The sequence below is a fragment of the Vibrio harveyi genome (genome assembly GCF_030060435.1).
Classification (GTDB): Bacteria; Pseudomonadota; Gammaproteobacteria; order Enterobacterales; family Vibrionaceae; genus Vibrio; species Vibrio harveyi.
Map to the genome: position 1 here is coordinate 322,299 of NZ_CP125876.1, position 13,112 is coordinate 335,410.

A 13,112-nucleotide genomic window follows, 5' to 3' on the forward strand; every position below is an offset into this window, starting at 1 on the left:
GGCTTTCTAACGGAATGTGTATATGCGTATCAAACCTCTCAGCTTAGCCGTGTTGCTCTCATGCTCACTGGTTTTTCAGGCGCAAGCCTCTCAAGAGTCTCCAGCTTTGACCTATTCACAATCTGCTCAGTTGATCAAAAGTACCTATGAGTCACAGCTCTATACCTTACCAGCGTTTCGAGAAGGGCATTTCGGTCTTCGTATGTACCGCCAAACTTTGGATGATAAATACTTACCTGCGGTATGGACTGACATGGCGCAAGTTGCCAGCCGTTTAAATCGCTTTGCCAGCGATGTCACCACACCAGAACAGATTTTTCTGTATTCAGAGGAACGTTTAGCCAGCTACCATGACGACGAAGACGAGCGCGGGCAGCGCCGTTATACCGTTACCAAACATCAACCAGAATACTTGTATTTAGGTGTTGATTTACTTGGCGCAATGGCACGAGCCGATGAGTATGGTTTAAAACACAAGCAAGACAAAACGCTGAGAAGCATACTAAAACGTTATGACTTTACTCGTTACGCCACTGACCCCGCCATGATTGAGGCTTGGGCAGCTCAGTTGGCGAATCAGGTTTATTGGTTGCGTCAACTCGGCGAGCAAGATGTCGTTAAAGCGTTTACAGATGCATTCCGAAGCACCTACCCAGATAGCCTAGATAAGAAGCTCTCACCGCAACAATACGGCAATAAGATCTACGGCATGACACACATCATTTTTGGAGATTCTCAGTACTACCAAAAACAGGTTAACGAAGCCGATCATCAATGGATCTATGACTACTTTCGCGACAACATAGACACCATCATTCTCCGTTCAAAAGAAGATGTGATTGCTGAAGTCGGCATTACTTTCTTGTTGGCTGGTTTGGATAACGATCCGGTTGTTGAAAAAACACGTCAAGCGATTCAAAGCGCCCTTAATACTGAGCAAGGCATGATCCCTTCTGTGGATGGTGAGTTCGACCTAACTTATGGTGAACACCGTAATGTCCTCGCGATCATGCTGTTAGATTGGCAAGGAGTGCATCAAGCACCGACGGTAAAAAACCAACCACAAGCGTTTAGTTCAGTACCATACGGATTGGTACCCAAGTCGTAATCAACCTTACTGAATCTAGTTTGAGATCAGGAAGCAGAGCTAAACACTCTGCTTCTTAAGCATTTGCTCGTAGCGAACCAAGCGAAAGTCTTGAAATCCTTGCATCACGCTCCGGATCATTGGGTTCTCAAAAAATTGCCGGCTGGTTCCTGTGTAGAAAGTGATGCAATGACTTGAACAACATCGTTCTAAAAAACAATCTTCCATAAACTGATTCAAGCTATGATCCCGAATCGGGAAAAACACCATCAAATCTTTACTAATTTCAGCAATATGATTGAGTAATTGAGTTCGAATTGACTTGGTCAAAAATACAACGCTTACCAAGTAAATGGCGTTATTCTTCTGTTCATACACCACATGTCCAATCAGCATTTTTTGGTAATAGAAACAGTAGATTTTAGGTTGATGAAGCTCAAGCTCATTCAGAGTTTCGACAAGCTCGTTCCCATTCAAACGTTGATGGGAATCCATAACTAATGATCTATCTTCTCCTTCCAATTTATCCAAAGATACGTGACTGGTATGCGTGATCTCATACTCGTACACCGTACTTAAATTTTGGAAGTTGACCGGATGTTGGAGTGCTTTCTTAACACTCTTCAGCTCTTGAGTATCGTAGTGATATGGTTGCTGAAAGAAATGTGCGATCCCGAGACGTCGCAGTAACGTCGGCTCTATTTTCCTCCTCTCCCACTGGCTCAACGTTGCTTGATTCAAGCTAGAGAATACACGGTGTGAAGAAGAAAGCAGCTCCGCCAAACTGTCTTGTGAGTATTTATATTTCTTTCTAAAGTGCTTCAATGCATCAGCAAATTGAAGTCGGTCGAACTGCATTTTTTCTCCTAGCCAAACGCCGTTAGTTTCGAAAATATGTATATTTACACACCAAATCTTGATTCTGTACGTCAATCACAATTCAACTCAAAATACCCGTATTACACGACGTTATCTGTAACGCCTTCGGGGTAATTCGCATGCAGTGGAGAAGCTTCTTGTTCAAAACCAACGCGACTGCCCCTCGGAATCACGACTAATCCACCATCCGTAATGTGAAAACGTTCTTTGTCTCTCTCCGGCTTTTCCCCAATCACGGTACCCGGAGCAATCTGAACATCTTCTTCAATGATAGTACGTGTAATGCGACTATTTTCTCCAATTTTGCACCGTCCCATTAATACGGACTCGTGCAGAATACTGTTTTTACCCAGCTCACAATCCACACCAATGACTGAGCGAATTGAACACGCCCCCTCAATATGGCAACCAGAAGCAATATAGCTGTCCTTAACGCGGACTTTGATCCCTTCAATATCGCAATATTGGCTTGGCCGTTGCGATTCAATTTGTCGGCTCAGCAACGCACTGGTAGATGGTTTGCTAGTATCACTTTGTTCCGCCAGCATCATCATTTGTAGTCGCCAATAATCATCAATGTTATTGACGTTGTGCCAGTACATAGGTGCTTGCTTTGCGTCAATCTCGCCGAGGTCAAACAACACGGTTTTTACTCTACGCGCAAGCAGTGCAACGATGTCCTTGGTCAAATCATGCTGACCATCCAGCTTCTTGGCATTATTAAACAAACCTTTGACCAACACGGGGCGCTGAAAGAGGTAATTTTCCGTTAATACCATGGCAAAGCCTGGTTTGTTTGGAATTTCTGCTGGAGTTGGGGGCTGGTGTTGAATATCAATGACTTGACGGTGTTCATCTAACTCAACGACATGATACTGAGACGCTTGTGCGACAGGAACCTGAGCCACAACTAACGTGAGTTCGGCATTTTGGATTTGATGGTAGTGCAGCAAAGAAGAAATGTAATTGCGATGGATTTGCTCACCCCCGACCAGCAAGACATGTTCATCGGAGGGTCGATTGATGACATCTAAATGCTGCAATAAAACATCAGTCCAATTCTGTTGCAGCTTAGGTAATAACTTAGCTTGAGAATAAATGGGTTCGAGCACTTCGATTCTCGATTTGTAGTGCTGCCATGCATGCTTAAGGTGAGCAACTAACGGTGCGCAATAAAAACGACTGAGGACAAGATTACGCTTTATTCCTGCTTGAATGAGGTTGGTTAGCGAAAAATCAATTAAACGGTGAGAACCTACGAAAGGTGTGATGGATTTACAGCATGTTTGAGTGAGTGGACCTAGCCCTGTCCAACCTTTATCGGTTAATACTACCGATACGACTTTTGACGTCACGTACGACTTCCTTATTCTATTAATAAATTAGAAAGTAAATGCAAACCGTACGCAAGCACTATTCAATCCTGATGTGAATTTACTCAATAATGAATATTGTCGAGCGATAGCCTACCTAATATTTAACCTAGCTCTCATTCAAATAATTTATAAAATAAAACCCGCCGAAGTGGCGGGTTTTGAATGGCTGTTTATGTGGAGGCGTTCCTTATAACGAGATAAAGATACCTGCTAAACACGCACTCATTAAGTTCGCTAATGTACCAGCCGCTACCGCTTTGAGACCCATGTTCGCTACGTCTTTACGACGTTCTGGAGCCATCACACCGATAGAGCCAAGTTGAATTGCAATAGAACCGATGTTCGCGAAACCACAAAGCGCAAACGTGATGATCACTTGTGTGTGTTCAGTCAGCGTTGCTTTATGTTGCACGAAGTCGATGAATGCAACAAATTCGTTCATTACGATTTTCTGACCGATGTAAGAACCTGCCGCTAATACTTCGTGACCCGGAACGCCGATTAACCAAGCGAGAGGGGCAAATAGGTAGCCAAAGATCGCTTGTAGCGTGATGCCCGCAAAGCCGAACATTTCGCCTAGGTTTTCCAGACCCGTGTTCACCATTGCAATCACACTCACAAATGCGATCAGCATCGTACCTACCGCAACCGCAACTTTCATACCGCCCATCGCGCCGCTTGCTAGCGCGTCGATCACGTTGCTCTCTTCAGACTTATCCAATTCGATGTTATTGTAATCGCTTGGCGTTTGACGCTCTGGCACAATGATTTTTGCCATCAACAGGCTACCTGGAGCAGCCATGAAGCTCGCTGCGATTAGGTATTTCAGCTCTACACCTAGACCTGCGTAACCACCTAGTACACTACCTGCGACTGACGCCATACCACCAGCCATTACCGCGAACAGTTCTGAACGAGTCATGTTTTGCAAGAAAGGACGGATAAGAAGTGGCGATTCGCCTTGAGAGAGGAAGATGTTACCTGTTGCAACAAGAGATTCTGCTTTGCTGGTCCCCAAGAACTTTTGGATGGCACCACCGATAAATTGAATCACTTTTTGCATGATACCCAAGTAGTAAAGGGCAGAGATAAGAGCGCTGAAGAAGATGATGATAGGAAGAACGCGAACCGCGAAGATGAAACCAGTAGAAGCGAGGTCACCGAAGAGGAACTTGATGCCTTCATCGGCAAAACTCAATAACCCAGCGACACCATTGCTCAAACTGGCTAACGCCGCTTGTCCCCAAGGGAAGTAGAGCACCAAGGCTGCGAAACCCATTTGAAGCAGCAATGCTCGAGACACGGTTTTCCAATTGATTGAAGAACGGCTCTCTGACAGCAGGAACGCACAACCTAATAGTGCAACAATACCAAATAGACTAAATAGAACACTCATGAATCGGACCTACTGAACGTTGAAAAAGAAAGGAATGCCAAAAGCATTGGCAGAAGAAAGGGACAACGCATCGAGTGACAACGCACTCGTAGATCCAAATTGAAGGAAGAACGGATAGTTCGACATCTTATTTTTACCTTATACAAGCAATTGAACGTAGCTGGTCCGGTCCGTGGGGTCATTCACTGCTAGAGAGCTCTCGACTCTTCCTGCTCCATGTGACGGCTTGTATGGGTAAGGGTCCTGAACAACGAACCCTAATTCCCGCTTAAACGGGTCGCAAGTATAGCCAACAAAAAGAGATATTCATCACATTTATTTACGCAAACGTTCAAGCGTTCATAATTTAAGCAAAGATGCTATTTTGTGGTCATACTTGTAGGGAAAATAGGGGTATTAGGAGGGTGACGAATAGTGAAATCACCAAAAATGAACAATAAATGTCCAATCGAACACCAAAGACCAAAAATGAGCAATTTTGCTCTCGCCAATCTATGGATTTTGGATATACAATTTGGAACGCTTCATTTCGAAGCCTCTGTGTATTCAGAGCATCATGATGCCGAGATGGTGAAATTGGTAGACACGCTAGCATGAGGTGCTAGTGCCTTAGGTGTGAGGGTTCGAGTCCCTCTCTCGGCACCATTCCTTTCTTTCAAAGAATTTAGAGTGTAATGCAAAGTTCTAAACAGGCAAAACAGTCCGCTGACGCTAATCAATTACTTAGCGAGCTTGCGGTGCACGCCTTATTACACCTGCACTTCAAAATCCACGCATCATCGCGAATTCTTCCTCTTAAAGAACGTAACGACCTACTGCAAAAATGGCTTAAGCCTAAGCTCAAAAGTAATCGCTACAAACTGATTAAAAAGCCATTAAAGTCTCTGACTCAACAGGCAAAAGGGGAAAATGGCAATCTAGAAGCTTTACTTGAACGTTGTGTAGGTGCCGATAAACCTAGTAACCCACAACCTCACCTCGATAGCTACCTACTGCTGATCAACGAAGTCGAAAAGAAATTAGGTACGACGGTTCTGCTTTCTCGTCCTGAAGATGTCGATTTATCCCACGACCAACATGGTTGTTTGCTATGTGTTCTGTCTGATAACTTAAACCAACACTTCGACGATAATAACGCCTTAATCGCACCTATTTCGATGCTTTTCCGTGGACCTATGAGTCAACGTTCTCTGTTCCTAGGTAGTATTTATGCCAGCAATACCTTCAATTACGAAGTGCTGTACCAAGACGAGCAGTTTGTGCGAATCACGCTGGATTTAGCATAACTCGACACCCAGATGAGTTAAAAAAGCCGCGAAGTTCGCGGCTTTTTGCTTAATTAACGTTTATCAATCTCTGACGTATCGACAACCCGAAGAGTTCTCAATCCAGTTCGCGGAAACGAGCCGTAAAGTGGCGAAGTACTGGAGGTTCGTATTCAAACGTCAATCCTTTTAGTTCATCAGCACGATTCTTCAACTCAATGATCGCATCGGCGATGTAATCCATGTGATCGTTGGTGTAGACACGACGTGGAATGGTCAAACGCATCAACTCAAGTTCCGACGCTTTCTGTTTACCCGTTTCCGGATCTCGACCAAGCAACAGTGAGCCAATCTCTACCGCACGAATGCCTGCCTCTAAATACAAGGCATTACACAGCACCTGCGCAGGGAATTGATCCGCGGGGATATGCGGTAAGATCTTCGCCGCATCAACGAAGACAGCATGACCACCTGTTGGGTATTGAATTGGAATACCCCCTTCGCGTAGACGTTCACCCAAATATTGTACTTGGCTAATACGGTAGTGAAGATAGTCTTCATCCGCACCTTCATACAACCCGCGAGCCAAGGCTTCCATATCACGACCCGCCATACCACCGTAAGTGACAAAGCCTTCCATCGGTACACATCGTGTTTGAACCGCTTGGAATAGCTCTTGATGATCGCGAATACAACACATACCACCAATGTTCACCATCGGGTCTTTCTTCGCAGACATAGTGAGCATGTCGCCGTATTGGTACATCTCGCGAATGATTTCGAGAATCGATTTGTTCTCATAACCCGCTTCACGCTGCTTGATAAAGTAAGCGTTCTCACAGTAACGAGCCGAATCAATCACCACAGGGATGTCGTACTTGGTTGCGATTTCGTACACGCTGCGCATATTTTCCATCGACACAGGCTGACCACCAGAGCTGTTACACGTTACCGTCGTGATGATCGCACAGATATTGTTAGAACCGTGTTCTTCAATCGTTGCCACCAGTTTATTGAGGTCAAAATTACCCTTCCAGTCGTATGGAGTGGTGGTATCAAACGCTTCTTCCGTCACCACGTTAATCGCTTTACCGCCATTGAGTTCAATGTGACCCGCAGTGGTATCGAAGTGGTAATTCGAGATAAATACGGGCGTTTCACCACCGCGAACCTGACGCATACGCTCAATCAAAGCTGGGAATAGAATTTGCTCCGCCCCACGACCTTGGTGCGCTGGCACAGTAAGCTTGTAACCAAAGAAGTGCTCCACCGCATCGCACAAGTTGTAATAGTTACGACTGCCAGCATAGGACTCATCGCCCATCATGATGCCTGCCCACTGATTGTCACTCATAGCACCAGTGCCAGAGTCGGTCAGCAGATCGATGTAGACATCATCACTACGAAGAAGAAATGGGTTAAAGCCCGCTTGTTTAAGGGCAACTTCTCGGTCAGCCAAGGTCGTCATTTTGATTGGCTCAACCATTTTGATACGGAACGGTTCTGGGATACGTTTCATTGTTAATTTCCTTATACGCACGACCCTACGCACTTAAGCGTAAGATTAAAAACAAACTGATAAATTGCTTTTCAATGCGGAAGCATTGAGGAAATTAACGTGCAGAGATTTTGCTAAGAAGAGACAAGCAGTAGTCTAGGTTGTACCAGAACGACAGCACCAAACGGCTATCGAGAATATCCTTAATTCTCATCGTCTTCGTCCTCCTGATAAAAAGAAAAGCCAGAAACCCCATGTCTCTGACCTTTTCAATATAGTGCAGTTTTCAACCAAATTTCAGTGAAGCTTACCTCATTTTACGAAGGTCTCACCCTTTTCATTCTGCGTTTGATGTTGTTCTCTTTGACCATGTAGTCGAACAAAGGAGCAAACAAGTTGGCAAACAGAATCGCTAACATAATGCCTTCCGGATAGGCGGGGTTGAGTACACGGATAAATATCGTCATCACACCAATCAAGATACCGTAAGCCCACTTACCACCGTTAGTGAACGCAGCGGATACTGGGTCTGTCGCCATAAAGAAGGTACCAAACGCAACACCACCAATCACAAAGTGCCAGTAAAACGGCATAGAGAACATAGGATTAGTATTCGAGCCAATCGCATTAAGCAGTAGCGACGTCACAGCTAAACCCACAAAGACCCCAGCAACAATTCGCCACGAAGCGATCTTCATAAAGATCAGCACCAGACCTGTGAGCGCAATCAACAAGGTCGAGACTTCCCCCATTGAACCCGGAAGGTTACCAACAAATGCGTCCATCCATGAGATTGGTTGTCCCGTCATGTTGTTCGTCAAAGCACTTTGACCACCTTCATACCACTGGCTCAGCGGTGTAGCGCCAGAGTAACCATCTGCCGCAATCCAAACAGCGCCGCCAGACATGTTAGCGGGATAAGCAAAGTACAAGAATGCGCGACCAGCCAATGCTGGGTTTAGGAAGTTACGCCCCGTACCGCCAAAGATTTCTTTCGCCACTACGATGCCAAAAGTGATACCCAACGCGGCTTGCCACAATGGGATGGTAGGCGGGAGAATTAAAGCAAAAAGAATAGAACTGACAAAAAAACCTTCATTCACTTCATGTTTACGAACGATAGCAAACAGCACCTCCCAGAACCCACCAACCACAAACACAGTCACGTAGACAGGCAGAAAGTACGTGGCGCCGACAAGCATTTTACTTGCCCAACCTGCTTGGCTTGCGACTTCTACCGAGCCCCAAACCCAGCTTAGACCCCAAGAGGCATCAATGGCTTGCTGCGCTGCCACTTGGTCAAGACCATAGAGCAAAGTATCGCTGGATTGTTGCCCTATGTTGTACATGCCCCAGAACATCGCGGGGAAAACGGCTAGCCACACCATGATCATGATGCGCTTTAAATCGATGCTGTCTCGAACATGGGTAACGCCATGATTCACTTTACCCGGCGTATAAAAAAGGGTTTCAACAGCTTCGAAGAGTGGGTAGAACTTGTGATACTGGCCTCCTGGTTCAAACTTTGGTGAGACCTTTTCAAAATAATGCTTCAGACTCATAACGTCTCCTCCTCTAAAGAGTGTTACGAATAGCCATCGAAAGGCGATCGTTTTTAACTCTTTCATCTTTCCGATACGTATCTATGAGCTGTTACGGAATGCCTCGTGATTATGTAAACCGTGAAAGTCGTGCTTATACTCAATCAATAACAAAACAACGGAGTGAATTATGAAGTTAAGGATGATGTGGACGGCTGTTTTGGTGTTATCTGCCCTGCCATTTGCAACCAGCACATTTGCAGTCGACAAACAAATGTCACCAGCTTTGAAGAAGAAAATGCAAGCCATCTGCAGCTCACAAGTTGGTGTACCAGGTGGTTGGCAGATTGCGAAAGTTACACCAGATGCGGAGCGCTCACTCAGTATGATTCTGCATCAAATGAACGCGACGGATAAGCTAAAACAAATCAATGATGTAAGAACTCAAGTCGTTGGCGGCATACACTACGCGATGGAGTTTGAACTCAAAGACGGGGAAGTGTGGAATGCGATTGTGTTGCACAGCGCCCGCGGCGATTACATGATCGAAAGACACGCCAAGAAGGGCGAACTTTGCCCTAAAGATGGCAACTCCTAATTCCCAGATTCAAATACAACAAAGGCGACAGTTTAGTCGCCTTTGTTTTATACCATTTTCGCCTCTATCTTCTCATTCACTTTATCGCAAATATATTCCCCAATGGGCATTGCAGATGTCGCTGCGGGAGACGGTGCGTTGCAAACGTGCAGGCTTCTTGCGCTTTCAGCAAACAAGAAGTCATGAACCAAGGTACCATCAGACAACACCGCTTGCGCACGAATACCCGCAGGATATGGTTTGAGATCTTCCACCTTGATGCTTGGGCAGTATTTGTTGACCAATTTGAGATAGCCCGGCTTCCACCATGAGTTTTTAAACTCATCCAATCCGGTTTTTAGATGCTTTTGTGTCACCTTCCAGAAACCGGAGAATCTGAGCATTTGCATGGTATCTTGCAAGCTGAAGTTGACCTTATCGTACCCTTCCCGCTTCCAGCCTTGCACCGCATTTGGACCAACAGTCACACTGCCATCAATCATACGAGTCAGGTGGACGCCCAAGAATGGCAAATCAGGGTCGGGAATTGGGTAAATAAGATGATTCACCACTTGGTCGTGTTTGCTATCTAAGCGGTAGTATTCACCACGATAAGGGATGATCTGAAAATCGGTTGGAATACCCATCATCTTAGTCATACGATCCGCCATCAAGCCGCTGCAAGTAACCAAGAACTTGGTATTAAGTTGCATGGTTTGACCGTCTGAAATGCAGGTCAATTGGACTTCTTCGTCCTTCTCTTCGGCAGCCACCACTTTAGTTCTCAGGCTAATTTGCCCGCCGAGCTTTTGGAACTCTTCCGCCATCTGCTCAGTGACCAAACGATAATCGACAATACTGGTGGTTTTGACATAAATCGCGCCCAAGCCAGTGATGTTTGGCTCAGCCAGCTTGAGTTGAACTTCATCAAGTAGCTTTACGTCGATGCCGTTGACATGACAGCGCTCATAGAGGGCATTCATGCGTTCGACTTCTTGCTCGTTGGTCGCAACCAGTAACTTACCACAGTTCTCCACCGGAATATCGTGCTCAGCGCAAAACGAAATGGTTCGCTCTACCCCACGCTTACAAAAATCGGCTTTTAAGCTGCCCGGTGCGTAGTACACCCCGGCATGAATCACGCCGCTGTTGTGTCCGGTTTGGTGCTTGGCAAAACCGGACTCTTTCTCAACCAATAAAATGGATTTGTCTGGATGACGTTGTTGCAGTTGCCATGCTGTCGACACACCAACGATACCGCCACCAACAATGATGTAGTCATAGACTGATTTCATACGACCTCTTATAAAACCGATAGTTGAGATTGTTGCAATTTGAACTTGCGACCACTGTAAATGAACACCGCGATAAATACCGCGCAGCTTGCCACACGAACCAACATTGGGATGTCGTGCCAAACCAGCAATGTACCCACCACTACCAACAAGAGACGCGTCAGAATGTTTAGAGGACCTTCCAAGTAACCTTCAATCGCACCAATCAATGCATAGGTTCCTATGATGGCAAAGAAGCCCACGGTAATCACCGACGTCACATCCCAACTGACCAAGCCTGTGTAAGCAATCAACAACGGGACAAGATACAAACCTTTGGCGATTTTCCACGCCATCAGACCGGTACGCATTGGCGGTGTTTTTGCAATGGTTGCTGCTGCAAATGCGGTCAAACACACTGGAGGCGTAACGTTACTGTCTTGCGATAACCAGAAGATGATGAGGTGAGCAGCCAGCAATGCCAAGCCTACCGCTTCCATACCCAAACTTTGTTCTAGTAGGGTTTCCATAAAGTCCGCAGGCACTAGCGCCACCATTTCTTTCGCGGTTTCCAACGCCATTGGTGCATTAAGCAGTTCCAGCTTTTCTGGCGCCGCCAACATAAAGATGGCTTTTGCTTGTTCAGGCAATTGACCCGATACCATCAATTCAAGCAATTGGTTTTCTGCAATCAACTTGTAAAGCGCAGGGGCAGATAGTGTACCCAATACAATATACGCCGCTGTTACAGGTAAACCCATACCCAAAACAAGAGAAGCGAGCGCAATCAGAACGATCATGATGAACAAGTCACCATTCGCCCAACCATCGATCATCAATGAGAACGTGTTGCCGATGCCCGTTGTACTGATCACGTTGATCACCAGACCAATACCCACCAGCAATACGGCGGTTGTCGCCATGTTTTTCGCCCCTTGCGAAAGTGCTTCGATGATCGCTTTTGGTCCCATCTTATGCTCTTTCGAAAACCAAGAAGCCACCACCACTGAAATGATCGACAAGCCCGCAGCGTAAGTCGGTGTAAAGCCTTGAACCAATAAAGTGACCAATACCGCCAGTGGGATAAGGTTGTGCCAACCGCTGATCAACACTTTCAGTAGAGATTCATCGCTGGTCGTGATTTTTTGAACGCCGCTGCGTTTGGCTTCGATACGCACAAAGAACGCCACAGACAAGAAATAGATAAGAGCAGGAATGAAAGACACCGCGATGATATCAACATACGGAATTTGCGTGTAAGACGCCATGATGAAAGCGCCCGCTCCCATCACTGGTGGCATCAACTGACCACCTGTCGACGCCGCAGCTTCAACGCCCGCCGCGAAGCGCGAAGGGAAACCTGCTTTTTGCATCAAAGGAATACTGATAACACCGGTTGAAACCGTATTTGCCACACTTGATCCAGATACTGAGCCCATCAAACCGGAGCCAATCACCGCAATAAAACCCGGACCGCCGATGATTTTGCCTGCCGCAGCTCGTGCCACATTGATGATGTAATCACCTACACCAGAACGCACAAGAAACGCACCAAACAGAATGAACATGAATACGAAAGTCCAGCTGATGCGTGAAATCGAGCCAAACATGCCCTCAGAAGAATAAAAGCTGCGGTAGAGCAAGGTTTCCATGCTCAAACCCGGGAAATGGAAAATGCCTGTTGCCCACTTACCCCAAAGCACAACGTAACTCAGACACACCACAATCAGTACAGGAATAAACCAGCCCATTGTGCGTCGAATCAGCTCAATAACAATCAGGATTGCCATGATGGCGAAGACCCAATCGCTGGTCACGAACTTAACACCGCGTTCATATAGCGCATCTTCGGCATAGGGAATGTAGAGCAAACACGCGACCGCGCCTATGGCAATCAACACATCGATGCCGAGTGCAACCTTACTTTGCTTGAGAGAGATATGAGCCGGATACCAAAGCGCACAAATCACCGCAAAGCCAGCAAAGTGGGTCGCGGAAATCCATAACTCTGGTAACGTCGATAATGTATTAAACCAAATGTGCAAAGCAGACAACACCACGCCAAACACAGTGATTGTAGTGGTTACCCACGGAAAATCAGTGCGCGTGGGCAGCTCAAACTTCTGCAATTCCTTTTCTATTGAGTCGCTCATCTCATACTCCAAGCTCTGGCGGCTTTTTCCATCTTAGAAATCGGTAGGGATAAAATGCCCCGAGCC

The 13,112-nt window shown here is 46.1% G+C and carries 10 protein-coding genes and 1 tRNA gene; 4 read left to right on the forward strand and 7 right to left on the reverse strand.

The annotated features are described in order from the left end of the window. Window positions 1-22: 22 nt before the first annotated feature. On the forward strand, window positions 23-1,108 hold the full coding sequence (locus QMY49_RS17970) for a DUF3541 domain-containing protein (RefSeq protein WP_050939730.1): 1,086 nt from the start codon (window positions 23-25) through the stop codon (window positions 1,106-1,108). 39 nt (window positions 1,109-1,147) lie between these two features. Here the strand turns inward: QMY49_RS17970 and QMY49_RS17975 are convergent, their stop codons facing one another. The 3 genes from QMY49_RS17975 to QMY49_RS17985 form a co-directional block, all read right to left on the reverse strand. Further along, the gene (locus QMY49_RS17975; protein WP_005453337.1) at window positions 1,148-1,945 is read right to left on the reverse strand and encodes a helix-turn-helix domain-containing protein; all 798 of its coding nucleotides are present in this window, start codon (window positions 1,943-1,945) and stop codon (window positions 1,148-1,150) included. Window positions 1,946-2,046: 101 nt separating this feature from the next. Next, on the reverse strand, window positions 2,047-3,321 hold the full coding sequence (locus QMY49_RS17980; protein ID WP_017188539.1) for a GlgC family sugar phosphate nucleotidyltransferase: 1,275 nt from the start codon (window positions 3,319-3,321) through the stop codon (window positions 2,047-2,049). A 208-nt stretch (window positions 3,322-3,529) separates the two neighbouring features. Then, window positions 3,530-4,738 (reverse strand): NupC/NupG family nucleoside CNT transporter, encoded by a 1,209-nt coding sequence (locus tag QMY49_RS17985; RefSeq protein WP_005432553.1) that lies wholly within the window; start codon window positions 4,736-4,738, stop codon window positions 3,530-3,532. A gap of 561 nt (window positions 4,739-5,299) precedes the next feature. On the opposite strand from QMY49_RS17985, the gene QMY49_RS17990 reads away from it, so the two are divergent. Both QMY49_RS17990 and QMY49_RS17995 read left to right on the forward strand, forming a co-directional pair. Then, window positions 5,300-5,383: transfer RNA gene (locus QMY49_RS17990), tRNA-Leu, on the forward strand. 29 nt (window positions 5,384-5,412) lie between these two features. Next, window positions 5,413-6,024, forward strand: a complete 612-nt coding sequence (locus tag QMY49_RS17995; RefSeq protein ID WP_009703776.1) for a DUF2913 family protein — start codon at window positions 5,413-5,415, stop codon at window positions 6,022-6,024. 97 nt (window positions 6,025-6,121) lie between these two features. Here QMY49_RS17995 and QMY49_RS18000 read toward each other — a convergent pair whose 3' ends face one another. Together QMY49_RS18000 and QMY49_RS18005 are read right to left on the reverse strand one after the other, a co-directional pair. Continuing rightward, on the reverse strand, window positions 6,122-7,522 hold the full coding sequence (locus QMY49_RS18000) for a tryptophanase (protein WP_005453331.1): 1,401 nt from the start codon (window positions 7,520-7,522) through the stop codon (window positions 6,122-6,124). Between the two features lie 296 nt (window positions 7,523-7,818). Beyond that, window positions 7,819-9,063, reverse strand: a complete 1,245-nt coding sequence (locus QMY49_RS18005) for an NADH:ubiquinone reductase (Na(+)-transporting) subunit B (RefSeq protein WP_085319131.1) — start codon at window positions 9,061-9,063, stop codon at window positions 7,819-7,821. Between the two features lie 169 nt (window positions 9,064-9,232). Between QMY49_RS18005 and QMY49_RS18010 the strand changes: the two genes are divergently transcribed. Beyond that, the gene (locus QMY49_RS18010; protein ID WP_009696869.1) at window positions 9,233-9,640 is read left to right on the forward strand and encodes a cystatin domain protein; all 408 of its coding nucleotides are present in this window, start codon (window positions 9,233-9,235) and stop codon (window positions 9,638-9,640) included. Between the two features lie 47 nt (window positions 9,641-9,687). Here the strand turns inward: QMY49_RS18010 and lhgO are convergent, their stop codons facing one another. Both lhgO and QMY49_RS18020 read right to left on the reverse strand, forming a co-directional pair. Beyond that, a complete protein-coding gene (gene lhgO / locus QMY49_RS18015; protein WP_047516311.1) occupies window positions 9,688-10,914 on the reverse strand; it encodes an L-2-hydroxyglutarate oxidase in 1,227 nt (408 codons plus the stop codon). Between the two features lie 8 nt (window positions 10,915-10,922). Then, complete coding sequence (locus tag QMY49_RS18020; protein ID WP_283315842.1) at window positions 10,923-13,046, reverse strand: TRAP transporter permease; 2,124 nt, start codon at window positions 13,044-13,046, stop codon at window positions 10,923-10,925. Window positions 13,047-13,112: the final 66 nt, after the last annotated feature.